This window comes from Bacteroides fragilis NCTC 9343 (assembly GCF_000025985.1).
GTDB lineage: Bacteria > Bacteroidota > Bacteroidia > Bacteroidales > Bacteroidaceae > Bacteroides > Bacteroides fragilis.
In genome coordinates this window covers 634,779-655,608 of the sequence record NC_003228.3, presented here as the reverse complement: position 1 = coordinate 655,608, position 20,830 = coordinate 634,779, and the positions used below count along the sequence as shown (strand labels likewise).

Annotated in this window: 13 protein-coding genes and 1 tRNA gene; 3 read left to right on the top strand and 11 right to left on the bottom strand. The window is 42.9% G+C overall.

Features of this window, described 5'->3' with window-relative positions; translation table 11 throughout:
• Window positions 1-80: 80 nt before the first annotated feature.
• From BF9343_RS02565 to metA, 3 genes are read right to left on the bottom strand one after another with little or no spacing between them, the layout of a single operon-like run.
• Window positions 81-1,055 (bottom strand): hypothetical protein, encoded by a 975-nt coding sequence (locus BF9343_RS02565; protein WP_005784529.1) that lies wholly within the window; start codon window positions 1,053-1,055, stop codon window positions 81-83.
• The gene (locus BF9343_RS02560; RefSeq protein WP_005801536.1) at window positions 1,052-2,878 is read right to left on the bottom strand and encodes a peptidase U32 family protein; all 1,827 of its coding nucleotides are present in this window, start codon (window positions 2,876-2,878) and stop codon (window positions 1,052-1,054) included. Before BF9343_RS02560 ends, BF9343_RS02565 begins: the two co-directional genes overlap by 4 nt.
• A complete protein-coding gene (gene metA / locus BF9343_RS02555) occupies window positions 2,875-3,792 on the bottom strand; it encodes a homoserine O-acetyltransferase MetA (protein ID WP_005784524.1) in 918 nt (305 codons plus the stop codon). Before metA ends, BF9343_RS02560 begins: the two co-directional genes overlap by 4 nt.
• Window positions 3,793-3,951: 159 nt before the next feature.
• Here metA and BF9343_RS21890 point away from each other — a divergent pair, with 159 nt between their 5' ends.
• Complete coding sequence (locus tag BF9343_RS21890) at window positions 3,952-4,122, top strand: DUF362 domain-containing protein (RefSeq protein WP_005784522.1); 171 nt, start codon at window positions 3,952-3,954, stop codon at window positions 4,120-4,122.
• Between the two features lie 82 nt (window positions 4,123-4,204).
• Here the strand turns inward: BF9343_RS21890 and BF9343_RS02545 are convergent, their stop codons facing one another.
• The 5 genes from BF9343_RS02545 to BF9343_RS02525 all read right to left on the bottom strand — a co-directional run bounded on the left by BF9343_RS02545 (window position 4,205) and on the right by BF9343_RS02525 (window position 11,938).
• Complete coding sequence (locus BF9343_RS02545) at window positions 4,205-6,940, bottom strand: glycoside hydrolase family 78 protein (RefSeq protein WP_010992091.1); 2,736 nt, start codon at window positions 6,938-6,940, stop codon at window positions 4,205-4,207.
• A 129-nt stretch (window positions 6,941-7,069) separates the two neighbouring features.
• The gene (locus tag BF9343_RS02540; protein WP_005796424.1) at window positions 7,070-8,263 is read right to left on the bottom strand and encodes a pyridoxal phosphate-dependent aminotransferase; all 1,194 of its coding nucleotides are present in this window, start codon (window positions 8,261-8,263) and stop codon (window positions 7,070-7,072) included.
• An 82-nt stretch (window positions 8,264-8,345) separates the two neighbouring features.
• On the bottom strand, window positions 8,346-9,560 hold the full coding sequence (locus BF9343_RS02535) for a bifunctional 3,4-dihydroxy-2-butanone-4-phosphate synthase/GTP cyclohydrolase II (RefSeq protein WP_005784515.1): 1,215 nt from the start codon (window positions 9,558-9,560) through the stop codon (window positions 8,346-8,348).
• Between the two features lie 4 nt (window positions 9,561-9,564).
• On the bottom strand, window positions 9,565-11,475 hold the full coding sequence (locus BF9343_RS02530) for an LptF/LptG family permease (RefSeq protein WP_005784513.1): 1,911 nt from the start codon (window positions 11,473-11,475) through the stop codon (window positions 9,565-9,567).
• A 76-nt stretch (window positions 11,476-11,551) separates the two neighbouring features.
• Window positions 11,552-11,938: an START-like domain-containing protein gene (locus BF9343_RS02525; protein ID WP_005784512.1), complete on the bottom strand. Its 387-nt coding sequence runs from the start codon at window positions 11,936-11,938 to the stop codon at window positions 11,552-11,554.
• 225 nt (window positions 11,939-12,163) lie between these two features.
• Here BF9343_RS02525 and BF9343_RS02520 point away from each other — a divergent pair.
• Together BF9343_RS02520 and BF9343_RS02515 are read left to right on the top strand one after the other, a co-directional pair.
• Window positions 12,164-12,240, top strand: a tRNA-Met gene (locus BF9343_RS02520).
• A gap of 573 nt (window positions 12,241-12,813) precedes the next feature.
• On the top strand, window positions 12,814-13,470 hold the full coding sequence (locus tag BF9343_RS02515; RefSeq protein WP_010992090.1) for a lipocalin-like domain-containing protein: 657 nt from the start codon (window positions 12,814-12,816) through the stop codon (window positions 13,468-13,470).
• A gap of 955 nt (window positions 13,471-14,425) precedes the next feature.
• Here the strand turns inward: BF9343_RS02515 and BF9343_RS02510 are convergent.
• The 3 genes from BF9343_RS02510 to BF9343_RS02500 all read right to left on the bottom strand — a co-directional run bounded on the left by BF9343_RS02510 (window position 14,426) and on the right by BF9343_RS02500 (window position 20,801).
• Window positions 14,426-15,181 (bottom strand): NigD1/NigD2 family lipoprotein, encoded by a 756-nt coding sequence (locus BF9343_RS02510; RefSeq protein WP_010992089.1) that lies wholly within the window; start codon window positions 15,179-15,181, stop codon window positions 14,426-14,428.
• A 105-nt stretch (window positions 15,182-15,286) separates the two neighbouring features.
• Window positions 15,287-18,235, bottom strand: a complete 2,949-nt coding sequence (locus BF9343_RS02505; protein ID WP_010992088.1) for a glycosyl hydrolase 115 family protein — start codon at window positions 18,233-18,235, stop codon at window positions 15,287-15,289.
• 172 nt (window positions 18,236-18,407) lie between these two features.
• Window positions 18,408-20,801 carry a hypothetical protein gene (locus tag BF9343_RS02500; protein WP_010992087.1) on the bottom strand — a complete coding sequence of 798 codons (2,394 nt, stop codon included), beginning with the start codon at window positions 20,799-20,801 and terminating at the stop codon, window positions 18,408-18,410.
• Between the last annotated feature and the right edge of the window lie 29 nt (window positions 20,802-20,830).

Genomic DNA, 20,830 nt, shown 5'->3' with positions numbered 1-20,830 from the left:
CCCTTACCTCTCTGGGTAAACTCCTCTTGGTTTTAAACCAACGGAGAGTACCTCCCCAACATTCATACCACATTCCCGATTTATTCGTTAACAGCCCCACAGTGAGGACATTGTCCCTTCTCCCGAAGCTTCTGTCCACAGTTCCCACAACGGTATTTATAGCCGGAGCCTCTACGTACTTTCTTTACAAAAAGCCAGATGAAACAGGCCAGAAAGAAATAGCCGATATAGATGTGTGTGGTGAGAATAAAGAAGAAGTAACAAAAAATGCAGCACGACATCAGTCCCAGCAAGTAGAAAACAGCAGCGGCAGGAGTAAGCTGACGGAACAGATCATCAAGTACGGCCAAAGTGACGATGATAAACAGCCAAATGCCAGTCAGGAATACCGAAAGAATGAAAGGCACCTTGAACGGAGACAAGGTGGGATTGAAGTAAAAATGCTCCCAAGTGTCGGGTACAAACACCTGCATCGTCTCGTAGACTGTAGCGCTGAATGCCATCAACAGGCAAAGAAACAACGGATAGACGCTGTCGATATCATTAAAGTAAACCATCTGTAACCGCTTCTTCATAAAAGCACGGAGCAGATAGACCCCGACAAACAAGGCGAATATGAAAACGAAATATGAAGCGTGGGTATCGCTGAACAGATGGATGAACTGCGAAATACTATCAGTCGGTACGAACGAACGCACCAACTCTTTATTGCGTACCCACCCCTGCACTTCCTGAGAATGGGCTACTTTTACCCAGATACTGTCTACACTGTCCTGCGGATGGACAGAAAACTCTGCCACAACCACACGGTCACCTTTATACAGATTGACATAGGCATCCTTCAACGGAAGATATTCCAGACGAACCGAATCGTCCAACACCTCCAGGTTCGTATTCCACGTATAATGATACTTGGAAAGGTAAGTCAGAGAGTCTTTGGTCTTCCGGCTCATTCCCTCCGCCGGAAGATCGGGCAGGGAATAACGGCAAGAGGCCAACAGAACCATGACCACCGAACAACACAAGGCTACGCAGAACCGGACCTTCTCTCTCATACGGCATTCACTTTCATTTGGCAGTTCTTACAGTCAAACTCCAGGCGGAAGCGTTTACCATCTGTCGACACCAGGTAATAAGGCTCACGGTACGGAGAGCGTTCCCGTTGATGGACAGGACACCATCCCATGCTGTAGCGCAGGCAATGTTTGCAAAACATCAATACCGCCTTTTCTGCCGGTGCCCGCTCAAAAGCAGGAGCGATGCTTGCCACGCCGTGCCCGGCATAGAAAGAAACGGCTTGTGCATTCATCACATTTCCCAGATAGGTAAGCGTGCTTTGTGGAAAGGCATGAGCGGTAGGTTTCAGTACAAATAATTCCCTCCGATAATTGATACGGCGGGCGGAAATCAGTTTCTCAACGGCCTGCCGGCGAAAATCGGCGAGTACCGAAGCAGGTAGAAACCAGTTCCCGGCAAAATCGATATCGATGCGTACCGCTTCGAAAGGGGTGTTGCCAAACTTAGCCAACTGTGTTTTCAAATTCTCTTCCTGTGGTGTACGTGCCGGCTCTTTCTCACGTGCCAGAGACAGGGTTACACTGTTATCATCTTCATCTGTCAGTGTCAGGGCGAATCCGAAAGGAGTATCCGTCAATCGGACAGACACAGCTATCCTGCGCTCGGACGACTTACGAGCCAGAATCTTTTCGAACTCCTGATCGAAATTTCGATATAACACCGTACGGGGCTTGATACGGGGCATCTCCTGCGGATAAAGCTTATTGCCCTCCACCCGGTTGATGCGGAAGCCTTGCAGCCTGCCTTGCTCATCAATGTAGCACACCCCGTCACCGTTATTAAAAGATTTCAATCCCGCTACGGTCAGATAGTTTCCTCTTGCCTCTTTCATCGTACCCATCTCCTCGCCCAACGACTTAGGGGTGTCGAACGAAAAAACGTCCTTGGTACGTCCATGCAGGTAATAATGGGTAAAGCCCCGGCTGAAACTCTTGTCGAGCTGAGGGTTAAAGGCATAACGGCAACTCCCGGACGAGGCACGCGCGTACTCTTTGCGGCGGGCAAAGATGGCATCCAGCTTCCGGCGATAGGCAGCCGTCACATTCTTTACATAAGAGACATCCTTCAGTCGTCCCTCTATCTTGAAAGAAGAGGCACCGGCATCGAGCAGTGCTTCCAATTCGTCACTCTGATTGAGGTCTTTGAGTGAAAGGAGGTGCTTGTCCTTCACGATCACCCGTCCCTCAGCATCGACCAGACTGAACGGCAAACGGCAAAACTGGGCACATTCGCCCCGGTTGGCGCTACGCCCGAAACAAGCCTGACTAACATAACACTGCCCGCTATAGCTGACGCAGAGAGCTCCATGCACGAATATTTCCAAAGGTACATCCGGACAAGCTTCGTGTATCTTGCTGATCTCACGCAGCGAAAGTTCGCGCGCCAACACCACTTGCCGGAAACCGGCATCAGCCAGAAATCGCACCTTCTCCACCGTACGGTTATCCATCTGGGTACTGGCGTGCAGCGGAATAGGCGGCAGATTCAGGCCGGTGATTCCCATATCCTGCACAATCAGTGCATCTACACCGGCACGGAACAAAGCCCAAATCATCTTCTCCGTCTCTTGCAGTTCTTCATCTTTCAAGATAGTATTGACTGTCACATAAATCCGGGCATTGTACAGATGGGCATACTCTACCAAAGCAGCTATGTCCTCCAATGAATTGACTGCCGCCGCGCGGGCACCAAACTTCGGCGCACCGATATACACAGCATCCGCTCCATGATCAATAGCAGCTATGCCACATTCCAGATTTTTGGCCGGAGCCAGCAATTCTATTTTACGTTGTTTTATCATCGGATATCTTCAATATTATAAGGAGTCTCCTGATAGACGAAATAGTTCAGCCAATTGGAGAACAACAGGTTGGCATGTCCGCGCCAACGCACCAGCGGTCCTTTGTCCGGATCATCATTCACGTAATAGTTACGGGGAATCTCGATGGGAAGCCCTTTCGAAACATCCCGGCGATATTCCGTATCCAGTGTCAGTGGAGAGTACTCGGAGTGCCCGGTAACAAAAAACTCACGTCCGCCACGGGCTACCACCATATATACCCCCGAATCATCCGACTCGGAAAGTAATGTCAATTCCGGTACTTTCAGTATATCTTCCTTTCGCACTTCCGTATGCCGGCTATGGGGCACATAGAATTCATCATCGAAGCCACGGAAGATGGGATGCAGCGGAAGCAGCGTGCGATGCTTGAAAATGCCGAACATTTTCTTATCCAAAGCATACTTGGGGATACCGTAATGATGATACAGTCCCGCCTGTGCTGCCCAACAAATATAGAGTGTGGAGGTGACATGGGTACGTGCCCAGTCGAATATCTCCGTTATTTCATCCCAATAGTTCACTTCCTCAAACTCCATTTGCTCTACCGGTGCACCGGTGATAATCATACCGTCATACCTGTCTTCTCTCATCTTGTCGAAGTCGGTATAAAATGTTTTCATGTGCTCTATCGGTGTATTCTTCGAGGTGTGGCTTTTAATCTTCATAAAAGAAATTTCCACCTGAAGCGGAGTGTTTGAGAGTAAACGCACCAAGTCTGTTTCTGTCGTAATCTTCAACGGCATCAGGTTGAGGATAACAATTCGTAGCGGACGGATGTCTTGTTGTGTTGCGCGGGAGTTATCTATCACAAAGATATTCTCCTCTTTTAATAGTTCTATCGCAGGAAGCTTATCGGGTAAATTTAAAGGCATAATTGCATACGTATTTAATAATCAATGCAAAAATAGTGTTTTCCTTATTTAGAAGATATACAAATTAAAACATTTTAATCAAAAACGATACCAACTAATGATTAAAAACTCTATTTTTGTACCTACAAATTAGTACTAATAATTAAAATATCAAACAAAATGGCTTACGTAATTAGTGAAGATTGTATTGCTTGCGGAACTTGTATTGACGAGTGTCCGGTTGGCGCTATCTCTGAAGGTGATATTTACTCAATTGATCCTGAGCAGTGTACAGATTGTGGTACTTGCGCAGATGTATGTCCTTCTGAAGCAATTCACCCAGCTGAATAATACAATCCCCAACAAAAAAGATAAAGGCTGCCTTCCTAATGGAAAGCAGCCTTTATTTATTTCTTTTCAGACGTTTGGCAAATTATAACCGCGTCTTCAATTGATAACTTCCCGAAGGAAAACTAAAGACAGCATAACTACCTTCCATCCGGAGAAAAGTCCCCCCCTCTCCGACGATCCGCTTCTTTTCTTTCGGATCGATACTTTTATCTGCTACCGGCACATAAACCAAAGCAGAAGTATTGCACGGCACCGAGATATCCCAACAGAACGAACCGTCCTCTTTTTTCCAATGACTTCTCACCTCACCGTAGATAGAGTGAAACGAAGTATTCACAAAATCGAGGCCATCTACCGGGTAAGGCTTTAGCTGTATCTGTTTAAAACCGACACTCCCGGGAGCATTGCTGATACCTCCCAGATAGCCATATGCCCATACAATCAGATCGCCCAACAGCATCACATGGTTGGCAGAATTCATAGCCGGATCGGCTGTATTACCATTCCACAGCTCCCAGATTGTGGTTGCTCCATTATCTACCATATATCCCCAACTCGGATAAGTCCGGTTAGTCGCTATCCGATAGGCGAGGTCAGTTCTTCCATAATCCGATAGTCCGCGCATCAACTGCTGGATACCGACCAGGCCGGTACTGACATGCCCATTGAAATCTTTCGTTGTTTTCTCAACTATATTCCGGAACACGACTTCCTTATAAGCCTCAGGAACCATGCCGAACCGCAGGGAAAGGATATTTGCAGTAACTGTATTGTTGCTATAATACCCCAATTCCGTATGAAGGTATTTTGAATTAAAAGCTTCTTTAACCAGTTCACTCTCTTTCCGAAAATCTTCAGCATCCTGCGGATAACCGGCCAACGCTGCAAACCGTACCATCAAATTGGACAAATAATAATAAAAGGTTGTTCCCAGCACCGCAGCTTCCGTGATACGTGAAGGATCTTTAGAGTGGATCAGTTCGGGAGATTCGGGAGGCATACACCAGTCTCCAAAATTATCTTTCGTCATAATATGATCTACCATATACTTATCTTTCATATAACGCATCCACTTCTTCATCGAAGGATAATGTTTGATGATGGGTTGTTTATCGCCAAACTGATCATAAAGCATATTTGCTATGATTAAATAGGCACCGGGCCAGGTCATATTGTCAGTGCAAACGTCCCAGTAGTTAGGAGCCACATCGGGTACAGCTCCATTTTCTTTCTGCGCCTGTTCAATATCATCGAGCCATTTGGCGTAAAGAAGATGATTATTAAAAATATAACTTTCTCCTTGCGAACCAACCGCACGGTCACCCAGCCACCCCATACGTTCGTCACGTTGCGGACAGTCGGTAGGCATGCCGCGATAATTACCACGTATACCCCAATAAGCGTTCTTGTAAATCCTGTTGATCATCGGGTCGGAGGTTTCCAGATTACCCGTAGTCTCCATTTCATCATAAATCACTTGTCCCTCGAAGTCGGATAGAGAAGGTTTTTCCCTGAAACCCGTCAATTCAACAAAACGAAATCCATGATAAGTAAAAGTCGGTTGCCACTCTTCCATAGAATTTCCCTTTAAGATATAGGTATCTGCCGAATGTGCCGTTCGCAGATTTGCCGTATAAATAGAACCGTCTTTCTGCAACAACTCGGCAAAACGCAGTTTCAACGTATCGCCGGATTGCCCCTTTACTTTCATGCGAAGCCAACCGACCATATTTTGTCCCATATCCAGAATATATACTCCGGGAGCCGATTCGGTAATACCGATAGGTTTCACGGTATCCATCACTTTCATATTACGATTGAGTTGGGCCTCCAACTTTCCTCCCGGCAGGCTTACAACTTCTGCCTGAAGCCATTTCGTATCATCAAACGGATATGTATTCCATCCCGGCATCTCTTTTCTTGCATCATACTCTTCACCGTCAAACTCATTATTTGTCCCGATGGGACCTTCGGCCGTTATTTTCCAGGAAGCATCGCTCGCAATCACCCGTTTCTCTCCATCTTCATAGTATACCTCAAGTTGGGCAATCATTTTAGGTACATCAAAATGGCGCACTCCCGGCATACGCATCGAAGTATACCGTCCGTTGCCCAAGATGACACCGATGGCATTAGCTCCCTTTAATAATTGTCCGGTCACATCAAACCGATTATACTTCACCGATTTGGAATAATCCGTAGGCGTAGGAGCCAATACCTGATCTCCAATCTTCTTTCCGTTAATATAGGTCTCATAAAATCCTAATCCGCAAATGTACAGGGTAGCCTTTCTCACTTTCTTCGAGTTCAAATTGAAAGGTTTGCGCAGATAACGGGCAGGGACTCGCGTATTCCCCTCCAGTTTATCTTGTGGAAAAGCTCTCCCTATCCACACAGCCTGCCAGTCCGACGGATGCAACAGTCCCATCTCCCAACTGGCAGGTTCACTCCAAGCGGAAATACCTTTATTGGTTTTTACCCTCACTTTCCAATAACATTGGATACGGCTATCGAGCATATCGCCGCCATACGAAATATATGCGGACTGATCGGACGCCACATCACCCGTATCCCACAAATCACCTTCTTCCCGGTTTAATTTCTCCAACGAAGTGGATACGAGGATATGGTAGGAGACTTGTCTTACATCTCTCACATCAGATAAAATCTCCCAACTCAAACGGGGAGAGGGACAATCAATGTTTTGGGGATTTACAAGCATCTCGGTTTTCAGACAGGAGATACTCACTTGAGCCTTCTTACCGGATACGGCGAGGCTCATGCTTAAGAATAAGCAGATAAAAAAAATGTTCTTCATGTGTTGTGTATATTTTGTGTTGTAATGTCTCTTTAGAGAACAGAGTATCGAAACCAAATACTCTAAAAGTAAAGAAGGATGCACCTTTTCACAGATAACACCCTCCTTTTTTATCTGATTGGCTGAATCTTATTTCAACTTCGCCAATGCTTCTTTAATACGGCGAATTGCTTCAACGATATTTTCATCGCTGGTAGCATAACTCATGCGAATGCATTCAGGAGCTCCGAAAGAAGTACCGCCTACACATGCTACGTGAGCATCTTCAAGCAGATACATCGCCAGATCATCCGAATTCTCAATCTTACGGTCACCCGCTGATTTACCAAAGAAAGAACTGCATTTAGGGAACAGGTAGAAAGCACCTTCCGGTACATTTACCTCAAATCCGGGAACTTCCTTTGCCAATTTTACAATCAGGTCACGACGACGTTCGAAGGCTTGACGCATCTCCTCAACCGGAGCCTGAGAACCTGTATAAGCAGCCTCGGCAGCCTTCTGAGATACCGAACAAGGGCCTGAAGTATACTGTCCCTGAAGTTTATTGCAAGCCTTCACAATCCATTCCGGGCCGGCTATGAACCCAATTCTCCATCCGGTCATCGCATACGCCTTTGACACACCGTTAACAATCACGGTACGGTCTTTCATCTCGGGGAACTGAGCAATGCTCTGATGTTTTCCGATATAATTGATGTGTTCATAGATCTCGTCGGCAACGACTATGACTTGTGGATACTTTGCCAACACAGCAGCCAAACCAGCCAATTCTTCTTTGCTGTAAACCGAACCGGTCGGGTTAGACGGTGAGCAAAGTATCAATGCTTTGGTTTTGGGAGTAATGGCAGCTTCCAGTTGCGCAGGAGTAATTTTGAAATCCTGTTCGATACCGGCAGTCACAATCACCGGTGTACCTTCTGCCAGTTTCACCATTTCAGGATAGCTTACCCAATAAGGAGCAGGTACAATGACCTCGTCACCCGGATTCACCAACACCATAATAGTGTTACATACAGATTGTTTTGCCCCATTTGCACAAGAAATCTGAGCGGCTGTATATTCCAGACCGTTTTCTTTCTTCAGTTTCTCTACGATAGCATTACGCAAAGCCGGATAACCCGGAACCGGAGAGTAGCGAGAGAAGTTGTCATCTACCGCTTTCTTGGCAGCTTCTTTGATGTGGTCGGGAGTATTGAAGTCAGGTTCTCCCACACTGAGGTTAATTACATCAACACCCTGAGCTTTCAGCTCAGCACTTTTTTGCGACATAGCAAGAGTCGCCGAGGGCGACAAGCTGTTCAAACGGTCTGATAGTTGGTTCATTTCGTATCTATTTTATTGTTGTTGAGTGAATTTGATTGCAAAATAAACTATAATATTTGATATATGAAAGCAAATAGACAGTTTACTTATTAAAATGAAGCGTATGACCCATTCTATCTTTCTTAGTCTTCAGGTAGCGTTCATTATAAGGATTCGGCTTAATCTCAATTCCCACATTCTCGGTAATCTCTAACCCATAGGCTTCCAGACCGATACGTTTCACCGGATTGTTAGTCATCAGTTTCATCTTCTTCACTCCGATCTCACGCAAAATCTGTGCACCGACTCCATAATCACGTTCGTCGGCATCAAAACCCAAATGGAGATTGGCATCTACCGTGTCATAACCTTCTTCCTGAAGTTTATAAGCAGCAATCTTATTCATCAGGCCGATGCCACGACCTTCCTGATTCATGTAAACGATCACCCCTTTACCGGCAGCCTCAATCATTTCCATAGCTTTGTGAAGCTGTTCACCACACTCACAACGACATGAACCAAAGATATCACCCGTCATACAAGAAGAGTGCACACGCACCAGAATCGGTTCGTCTGTATCCCAAGTTCCCTTTATCAATGCAATGTGTTCCATTCCATTTGATTTCTGGCGGAAAGGTATCAGACGGAAATGCCCGAACTGTGTAGGCATATCCACTTCAACACCTCTATCGACAATAGACTCCATCTGGAGACGATAAGCAATCAGATCTTTAATGGAGATTATTTTCAATCCGAAGCGACGGGCTACTTCTACCAACTGAGGCAGACGGGCCATGGTGCCGTCTTCATTGATAATTTCGATCAATGCAGCGGCAGGATATAATCCGGCAAGCTTAGCCAGATCGACACTTGCCTCGGTATGACCTGCACGACGAAGTACCCCGCGAGAGCGGGCACGCAAAGGATTGATATGTCCCGGACGCCCCAGGTCGGCAGGTTTTGTCTTCGGATCAGCCAAAGCGCGAATAGTCATTGCACGGTCATGCATGGAAACTCCGGTTGTACACCCCTCAAGCAAGTCGACAGTAACAGTAAACGGAGTTTCGTAAATTGAAGTGTTGGACGACACCTGCATATCCAGTTCCAACTCAGCGCAACGTTCTTCTGTGATTGGAGCACAAAGTACTCCACGACCGTGAGTCAGCATGAAATTTACTTTTTCCGGAGTAATCTTCTCGGCAGCAATAATGAAATCACCTTCATTTTCACGATCTTCATCATCTACCACAATTACAAAATTACCTTCTTTGAAGTCAGCTATCGCCTCTTCAATGGTATTCAGTCTGATTGGTTCCATACTTTTATATCTTGTTTTCGTTATTAATATCTTTTATTGTCAATTCCACATCCCGGTTCAATGCGATAATCCGCTCCATGTCTTTATTCAGACGTATACGAAAAGCCCAAATCCGGAAATAAAAGAACAGACCAATAGGAATCACAATTCCTATTGCCATATTAAGCCAATAATTATGGAATGGGCGCACATGCGCATTTACAGGGATAATCGGATATTTTTCCAACTTCTGAAGTAGTATCAGTGAACGGGTATTAGACATCTCATCAACCAATGCTTCCATACGGCTGTTTATAGCGATAATTTCCTGATCTTGCCCGCCGGACATCCACAGGCTAAAATAATTGGGTGCCTTGGCCAATCGGTTCTTTTGCATATAAGCCCTACACTCCTCTGAAAGGCCATTCAAATCGAACGGAAGACGTTGATAATCCGGATCATGAATAATAACTTCCTTCTTGGACAGATGTCGGACACTACGTACCCCAAACACTCTTTTGAACCAAGAGATATATACATCCGTATTCAATACAACGGAGTCTTTATTCGATTTATAAGTCAGGAAATATCCAAGCGGAGCCAGAATGGCAGAACTCATCCACATCCCCATCCACACAATCCACTTTCCATCACGGGCCATTTTATAACCCGTGTTGTCTATTATATAGTAAATAATAAAGGTAAGTACGGAAACAATAACAGGCATTCCCAATCCACCTTTACGAATAATCCCTCCCAAAGGTGCACCAATGAAAAAGAATAAAAGACAGGATAGAGAAATCGTGATCTTCCGGTGCCATTCTATTTTATGTTTCCTTATACTGAAGTCATTCTGGGTCATCGTAAAGCTCTTAAATCCCCAGTCACTCGACAGATTCTCTGTACGCCCAACAGCTGATGCTATAATCTTCTGCTTATTCATCAACGTAGCAGCCTCAAACAGACTATCTACATTATAGTCACGAATCTGCGCTTCCTGCATTTTCAAGGTATCTTCTTTCGTCAATCCGACTGCTGTACGATAGGGTCCCTTACTTGCTTCAACAAAATACTGTCTTCCGATACTATCGGCCAATACGGTCATAGAATCGATAGATGCCTGTATTTTTATCATATCTTTGGTAGTGGACTGATTGCTCATGATGCTGGCATCAGCCATATTAAAATCTGAGTCGAACTGAATAATCGAATGCTTTTCCCGGAAAGACTCACGACGGTAAGGAACATTCTTCGAACTCATGCTCTGTGCTTTCAGATTCTCAAACATCTCGCCGCTGTACAGATGCAAGTAGAGATGCTGTTTATCAGCGGTCATTTCCAAACGTCCCGAATCAGCAACTATAATGCGAGCATTATCAAAGTTGTTGGAGAAATCATAAATGATCACATCATAAAGCATACCCGTTTTACGGTCTTTCCTTTGTACTTTCAGGTTATAACCATCTATTTCATCATAGAAAACTCCTTCGGGAATATCAACTTCAGGAGATTTCTGCTTCATCGAAATAAGCAGGGTTCCCAACTTGGCTTGCGCCTGTGGACCGATGACGTTCTGGAAATAAAAGGATACACAACAAATGGCAAAGACGAGAACAATAAGCGGGCGCATGATTTTAAGTAATGAAATCCCCGCCGCTTTCATGGCAAGCAACTCAAAACGTTCACCAAAATTACCAAACGTTATCAAAGAAGCCAACAACACTGCCAAGGGTAGTGACATCGGTACCAGACTCAACGCAGAATAAAAGAAGAATTGAGCCAGTACACTCATCTCCAACCCTTTTCCCACCAATTCGTCTACATACTTCCACAAAAACTGCATCATGAAGATGAAGAGGCAGATGAAAAATGTACCGACAAAGAGTAATAAAAAACTCTTTATTATAAAAATATCTAATCTTTTTATGCGTAGCATCTTAATAGTTTCATGCAATTAAGATACAAAATTAGCACAAAAAAAGGAGTGCGAAAAATTTTTGGTCGAAAGTTAACTAAAAACCACATGTTCTCCGTAACTTACTCACCTGAGAATCCCACAATTCCTTCAAATCATCCGCTTCATCCGCTTCAGAAAAGTCAGTAATTTCGAGCACATAGTCACCCGTCAATTCATTATAACTCATCTTAATTTCAAAATAGTCCCTTTCATTTTCGTCATCAAGCCAGTGGAAACGAATGAACGAATATGCCCGAATCGCAACAATACCGGCCTGACGCTGTTCGGTTTTGCCCCAACAAAAGGTCACCGTTTTATCATCTGATACTACTTTGTCTGCGAACCAGTCCTCCAAACCGGTAGGTGTGCTAATTGCTGACCAAAGAATATTTTTAGAGGTCGCATTCAGAAGGTATTCCAAATGTATTTTCTCTTTTTTCATAGCTTCATTCATTATTGATTGTGTGTGCCAAGATAAATACTTTTTTCTAATTACAAGGCATAATTAATTCACTTTCTTCATTACATCTCTTCTTTCCGGGTCAGGAACAGCCTGTCCATCGTACTTTCAAAGATCTTTTTTTTTAAGTTAAACACAAAAAAGATAGAAAATGTTTTGGAGATTTAAAAAAAGGCTCTATCTTTGCACCCGCAATCGAGAAACAATGGCGGGATAGCTCAGCTGGTTAGAGCGCATGATTCATAATCATGAGGTCCCCGGTTCAATCCCGGGTCCCGCTACCAAAAGAAAATTAGCGTTTAGGAGGCTTCCACTCTTGGGCGCTTTTTTATTGCCACATACTCTCCTATAGTTAGATTCTTAACACAGTTATCAACATAGTTATTAACAGATATACACCAAAGTTATTAACAGGTTAACAGACTACAATTCAATAAATTAAGTATTTTACCTCCATATCAATCAACTAGCTTTTCAAAAGGTTATCAACAAGCTGGAAAATACTCAATTTTTCCATTTCAACATTCAAAAGCATTACAAACTCCGTTGCTCACCTTATGAAATAAAAAAGTGACTAACAGATCCCAAAGAATATATTGTATATCAAAACAAAACATTTATTTTTGCATAAATCATGATGCTACAGATACTAAAAATAGAGACACATGACCAAGCTAAAAAGTGTAACAGCTTAAAATAATAAAAAGAAAAGTACCTTCAGAGAGCCATTCTTTGCGTGTCAGCAGCCGTCTGATGTAACATAGTGAACTAATCTTGAGAGTTATTTATGATATTAACCTGAAACCCAGTATAGATATAAATATAGTATTAGGGATATAATTTAAAGAATAACAAAAATGGAGATATTTAGAAATTTAACCGTTGTCCTTGCCATAACTACCTTGGTGGCTTGTAATGATGTTACGATAGAAGGCTCTTGGGTGGAACCGGTTCCCGGAATATCTAATTTAAAACAAGGATTCACGCTTGAAGCAAACGGAAGTGCTTCTTCCATCAATATGGCCACTTTGAAATATGAGAAATGGAAGAAAGAAGGAAACTTATTACTCCTTTCCGGTATAAGCATCGGCAACCACCAAAGTATATCCTTTACAGATACACTAACAGTAGAGCAATTGACTCAGGACAGTTTGATTCTCAAAAAAGGCGAGTTGGTTTTGAGGTATTCCAAGACGAATGAAATACCAGACGAAGAAGCTATACCGACACCGGACACTCCTACCCAGAAACTTTTGTCCGTAAAAGGTAAATTGATCATCGGACATGAAACACGTTCTTTCACTTCAGAAGGGGATTCCACTGATTATTGGATTGTTGATAAAACAGGAGAACTCCTACAAAAGTATGATGGTGAAACAAAAGGAATCAAAAATGGAACACCTGTATATGTGGAATTAGAAGTTATTGATATGGGTAAATCAGACGAAGGCTTTGCCGCCGATTATGCCGGTGTTTATCATGTCATGAAAATCAATAAAATAACTGTAAAATAACATCTTACACCAAAATTGCACAAAGCATGGAAAAAAGGGGAAACAACCTAATTGTCGATAAAAAAAAGTAAATGCGTGGAACGTAAAGAAATAGAAAATCATTGATTAGTATCCAATTCATACCTACGAGTGCCTTAGGCAAATCTCAAATTCCATTAACACCCAGAAATCAGCGTTTAAGAAATTTAGACTCTTAAACGCTGTTTTATTGCCTAACATTTCCAGACACTTAATTCCCCCACGCAGTTGTCAACAAAGTTATTAACATAGTTATCAACAGATACCAACCGAAGTTATCAACAGGATAATTCACTATTGAACAATGAATTATCAATCCAAATACAACCTACAACATCACCATGTATAGTTTCACCCTAACACATTGTTTTTTTTCAAATACACCTACACTATAGATCGCGGTTACTATATGATCTCATTCATCAAAAAGGTACTTCTCACCACGTCTTTGACCTTTAAGCAAATTACTGATAAACTAAATTCAGCATCAGGAAAAGACATATCTAAATGTATCTTGGCTTGAAACAGTCAAGGAACAACACAACAGTCGATATCCTAGAGAATTTCAACAAAGTAGTTTCCACCTCCAAACGAATGTACTAATATAACAAGCATACGGATTCGACTTCAAAAGAGACAAATAAAGAAGAAGAAGTTGAACTTACAATATGTTACTTATTATCAATCTGTTAACGTTCTCCCTTTTGTATTTGGGAAACACCTGATTTAACAGAATGTTAAAATAAGTTCTTTAATAATAGAAAACAAGTCTTTGAGATGCTAAAGACTTGTTTTTTGCCGGTAAAAAAAGAATGAAAGAGAAATGCCATTAACAATGTTAATGAAAACAATACTGCGCTTCTATGCACTTCTGAATATTCGGAAAGTAATACGATCTCAATTCAAAAAGAATAGAAACGCAGTATGCCCAAGAAAACTATTTTAAATTTAAATTGCTCCTTACAGAAACAATGGCCGGTTTAGCCGGTGTAACGGTTTTTTGAGTACAATAATCAAATACAGCCGATTTATCTCCACTAAATGACTTCCATTTCAAAGTCAACGGAACCGTTTTTCCATTCGTATCCGGAAGTCCCACCAGCTTAAAGGCTACCAAACCATCACCAACCGTACCATATGTATCGCCATATGCATTATGGCGAAACTCAACCTCATATGGGTCAGACGGATTTTGCCCCAACAATAAATTTACGAAATGGGCTTTATTATAATCACCCCATTTTGTTCTGAATCGTAGGGTCAAATAACCATCTTCCGCAATAGTCACCCAATCGTTTACTATTTCCACGGGATCTGTTCCATAAACAACGTCATTTTCTGATCCTAAATCCGGGGCAATCGATTTCGTCAAAATACTATCTATCCAGTTCACCTGTACCGCCTTATCATATCTGCCACCAGACTCACTCACTTCATCATAATTCACCAATGCCCTGACTTCTTTATCTCCAAAAGGTGAAGAGGACATATTGGTCGGCAACAAAGTCGTGCTATCATTCAGCTGTAAGAAGAATGAACCATCAGTCGCATTTTTCACCGTAACAAGAGCATTAGGAAATCCTTCCACATAATAATACTTATCATTGTCATCCAGACAAGACTGTAAACTGGCAGAACAAACAACTGCCACTGCAATCATAACTCCTTTATTCAAGCATGAACAGATCTTCATAATAAATTTCTTTTTTCGTTAGATATTCAAAATATGTTCTCTCTACTTATAGAAATAGAATATTCATAGAAAGCCTGCATGCAAGAATGTTAATTAAAAATAATATTAACGGCAAAGAGTTGTTTCAGGTCCTAAATATGACCTTTTGAGCCCACCCATATCAATAACGATTTTCTGAATCACAGTTCCGGGATCTCCACAGCGAATCTGCAATGTATGCTTACCGGGGGCCTTTACATAAAGAGTGGATTTATTCACTCTACAATTTTTCAGCACACTGTCATACCAGATCTGGGAATATTCTATGGCTGAAGTGGATGGAGTAGAAATAGATCCGTCATCGATACGGACACTATATTTGGTATCCGAATTGGTATGCTCCGGTAGTTTATAATCCCGATCAGCATGCAAAGGGAAAGTGGGCAGTACGTAGGTATACACATCAACCATTCCAGCATTGAAAGTATAAAAATCATATTCCACTCTAGGCACCTCGGACGAACGATACATCTGTAAGGGAGCTATCGGACTTCCTATTTGCAAGGCAGCACCTTCAAAGCCCAAACCGGGAAGTACACTCATCTTGACATCTTCACTCTCAAACTTACGGTGGAAGGCTGTAGCGGGCAGAGATACGTAGCCATTTTCCTCTATGAAAAGTCCTTGTAATTCGTCGCGTACCGGAGTCTTCGGATTGAATACGGAAACAAGCACCCGTTCTTTCTGCATTCCGGTAGAGAACTCAATAAATCCTGTGACTTTCTCTCCTGATGGTACTTTATTCCAATCGATCGATACTTGGATACGATCTTCAGTACGAGTACTGCCCGACTGACGAGACAAAACGATCCACTCGTCAGAAAGTTCCGATTTCCAGTCCAACATTCCTCCCCCCTGATTATAAACATCGATCCAGTGACTTTTACGGGAGTAAGTATTGAACACGGGTAAAGCCCGGAAACTAAAACCTCCCCGATTCAATTGCTCACTTTCTACCTGAACGGCCAACTTCGGATCACCCGTTGCTACATAACTTTCTTCCATCAATGGAAGCATAAAATAGGAACTGCTTCCATCATAATTTTGTCTTAGTGACATCATGTATTTCCATTTGCCGTCCAAGAGCGAATTATATCCGTCGGTAATAATCTCCAAACTATCGTGACAAGTCGTTGCTTCTCTCTTCAGATCATCGGCAGCAGCACGTTTCTGACGAACATATTGCCGATAAAGCTGACCGGTCATATTCATACGATTCATCAGTTCGGCCCCTTTCACCGGATAATACAACAACTGATACAGCGCCGGTTTTGCCTTTTTATCTACAGTTGCCAACATTTCCTCTGCTTTTTTACCGATCCGCCGGTACTCAGCCAAACGCCTCCCGGCTTCATTGTAATTTATAAAAGAAAACTCGGTATCGGTACGTTTTTCACCTCCACCCCAATAGTTATTCCAGTATCCCCACCCCATGTATTCCGGTTTTCTGGAAAAAGCCAAATTTATATGTGAGCAGGTAATGTCTTTCAATGTATCGTAATATTGTTCTCCGAAGATTTTTGCCAACCAACGGGCAGGATAAGTATGCACATTATTTTCGTTGAATTGGTCGATATCATAAGCCATATCGAGAAAAAACGATACTTGTGCCTCAGCCCCTTTCAGGTCTCCACAGTTTGCCAACCAGATACGGTCGGCCGTAGTATCATACGCTTTGCGAAGCTCTTCATACATTAATGCCGGAGGAGTGGTACTAAACCATAAATAGCTATGAGGTACACCGAGGTAAGAAATATGATAGTATACACCTGCACGTCCTGTACGTTTTTGTTCTTGAGGGCCACTCAAACGCTTCATATAGCCAAAATTATCATCCGCCCAGATAATGGTCACATCATCCGGCAGTTCCAATCCATTCGAGTAGATTTCCAGCACCTCTTTATAAGGGGTGAATGCCTGCGGGATGGTTTCGGCAGGCTTATCAATATGCCGGGTTAGCAGGCTCCTCTGGTCTTTCAAAGCATTCTCCAGCATTTTCACTTTCTCTTTCATCGGTACGTCTCCTCCACCCATGGCAGCATCGTGCAATCCTCTCAAGGCTAATGTGTATACATTCTCATAAGCACAATTTTCTTTCACACGATTGCCCAAAACTTCATTAATCTTATCCTTATTAGCATTATAATCCCAGGGTCCCATAGTCTTGCTATGCCACTCGCTGGCCGTATTCAACAATAAGGGTTCACAATGGCTGGAGCCCATAACAATGGCAAACGTATCTGCTACGAGTTTATTCTCGGGAATCTGATAAAAAGCGGTAGATACGGGATGCATTGCCGGAGCCAGATGATTAGCTTTCAAACGCAGTAACAGTTCACAAATCTTCGCATAGGTACGGGGACCAATATTACCGCGTTCTTTCTCAAAGGTCTTAGCAGCCCAGGGTTTCAGCCCCCAATCTTCATCGTTCAGGAAAATACCCCTATATTTCACGGAAGGTGTTTTAGAATATGTGGGCGGAGCATCTACATACAAAGCCTTGTGCGTTTTTACCGGGACATCACCCCACCAATACCAAGGGGATACTCCCATCATTTCGGAAATAGAGAACAGGCCATAAGCCGCTCCCCGCCGATCACTCCCTGCTATAACCAATGCTTTGGCTACTCCTGCAGAAGGGTTGTCGACAGTCTGAATCAAATACCGTTCCCAAGCACCCTGCAATGGCCGGATATCAATTTTTCCTTTTTGCGCCAACTCACGGATCCATTGATTCTTTTCAATGGTTCCGACAATAACCAGAGCTTTGGCTCTTTCCCTTTTTTGAATCAGTTCAGGCTTTTGACCGGTCACCATTTGAATATCGCGGGCAAACAATTCTGCCGATCTCTTGATAACAAGCGCATCATTCGCATCGTAATAAATCTTAGCCCGTGCTTTCGCAGTAGTCAAAGCAAAACCGGTTTTACTTTTAGGAAGTCGTTCTTGTACACGAATCTGTGCATAAGAAATGCAGGCACAAAATAGTGCTGCCAATAAAAACAAATGTCTCATTTTGTGTTTATGTTAGTGTTTTTTCATTTTATGCAAAGATACGTATTCCTACTATTTTTCAAGCTTACTACAGAAACAGTTTCTCATAAAAATATCCCATACACTCACAAACTGAAACATATCGTATGTTTCGTCTTATGAGTATATGGGATTAACAGGAGTTATTGTAAAGTCAATAACCGGACTGCCCAAAAGCCCAATCGCAATATCCTTCAGGCAAAGAACAGGTTTTACCATCGAAAGACACAGAGAAAGAATGCTTCAAGTTGCAATGTAGATTCACGATCTGTTTCTCGTCTGCCTTTACAGTCAATGTATTCCCCTTCCGGGTTACACGGCAATTGTATCCTACGACTTCTCCATTCGGACGTTCTATGACAAAAGCGTTAGTCAGAACAGCTTCACCGATACATTTAAATAATTCGTGCACATCATTATCCTGAGTATTGACCGTCTGCCAATCGCTAATCATATTGACATATTGCTCACCAATAACAAACTTACGGGTATCATATAATTTCGGATGCGGATTACCAAAACTAAGATCAGAAAAATCCAGTTTAGTATCAGCGCTACACGCCTGTTCTACTTCAAGATGCGGATCGACAACAAAAGCCCAACGCAACTGCCCCGTTTTATAATCAATCAAATTGGCAAAAGCTCCCATCGCATTAAATGTTTGTTCCAGCCATTTCTCGTCACCTGTCAGCAGATAAGCATAATAAGTAGCATACGCACGCCATCCGCTCCAGCCATGGGGTGAATTAAACATATTGGGAAGCATCTGTACATCGTATTGCGCTTCCCAATAACGCATAGTTCCTTGTCGACGGCGCCCATCGGGTACACGGAGTTGAGTAAGGCAATCATGGCTGTTCAGTATCTTCAACATTGCATCGGTATAATATTTGCGTGCAACAGCATCTTGCTCGATGACTCCCATCATACCTATCTGTAAAGCTGAACAAGAAATCATACCGTCTTCAAAGGTCAATTCTCCCTCTGTCTGAAAATCTCCTTGTGACGCAACCAGTTGGTCAACCGCCTTTTTTGCAGACAGGAAATGACGGTCGGCACATGTTCTCCAAAACAAATCCTGTTCACCCAATTTACGTTCGAGGACAGCCAGTTCCAAAACACTTTTAGCGATATAGATCACACTGGTATAGACTGTTCCATGATTATAATATGCACCATTTTCGCGCTGGGAGGTCGCGATCATCCAGTCAGCCAACTTCGACGCCTTTTTCAGATCTTCCAAATCTCCCTGTGCCTCATATTTATCTACCAACATTCCAATAGTAGTAGAGGTATTTTGAATACGTGTCTTAAAATACAACGGTTCCACTTTTACCGAATCATGCAATTTGTTGTAAAGCCGATCAAAATAATTGCTCAATTGCTTATCCAATGACTCATTCGGGAAATAACGGGCAGCAAGAAAAGCCGAATAGAACCCATACCAACTCTCAGCATGTGACGTCGGTTTCTGATGATAACGGGCTGCATTCTCACGTGCCTTTTCCATCACCCATTGCCAAGGATGATGTACTGTCCATATCGCTTCGGCAACTTTATTGCCCGAACGGACAGAAAGGGTATAGAGACCTGCATCTTCCAACCGGACTTTTCCTATCCAACGATTCCCTTTGGTTTTAGTCAGTACGACAGGCAGTTCTTTTCCGGCATCATTGGTCACCTTTACGTTAGGATTATCGGCAGTAAGTGTGAACGATGCTTCCTCACGTGCAGCATGCGAAGTCTGACGGATATCAATCAAAGGAATATCCGAAACTCGAGCAATGGCATGTTCCAGATTGTCCAAATTACCCACATTGACAAATGTAAAAATCCACTCTTTACTTTCCCCCTGTTTCAGTTCATACAGATTCTGCGGATGACGTGCCGGCAAAGGCAATTCATTCAATAAATCGAGATTTAATGATTCGATGCGATGCCCCATAAACCAAAATGGGGCCGGATCCTGATAGCCCAGATTATAATCTACACTCCAGGATGCTACAGGCTGCTGTGATACAAGTCCCAATGTATGTCCGGAAGGGGTTTGAAGATAGCCATAAAAATGGGTCTTTTCGTTTCTCATCAAGGTTGGAAAGTATTTACCAAACCAATCCGGAAATTTATCCATATATGTATCGATGCCCAACTTCAGACCGGCCTTCTGAGGTTGATAAGGCACCGGTGAGTTGTTTGTCAGCTTTACCCTTAATGCAGGTTGACCATGATCTTTTATATATGATATCCGGCAAAGAACTCCGTCTATCTCGCTCCGATAGGAGGCGTATCCATCCGGAATCCAGGATGCACGCACTTCTTTACCTTCCCGTTTTGCATAAAAGGATGGACCGGCATGTTCTCCTTCACGAAAGAAAGGTATGGTATCATTTCGTTTTTCACCTTTAAATATTAGTTGTTCGGCACATCCGGTTTCTGAAATTTTCCACTCCCAATCAGAGTGCTTCAAAACAATTTGTGCCGACACCCTCAAGCTAAAGCTCAACAGTCCGAGCAATAAGATTGTAACACGTATTCTCTTAAAAAGCATGATTTAATTTTTCAATTCTAGTTGTGCAA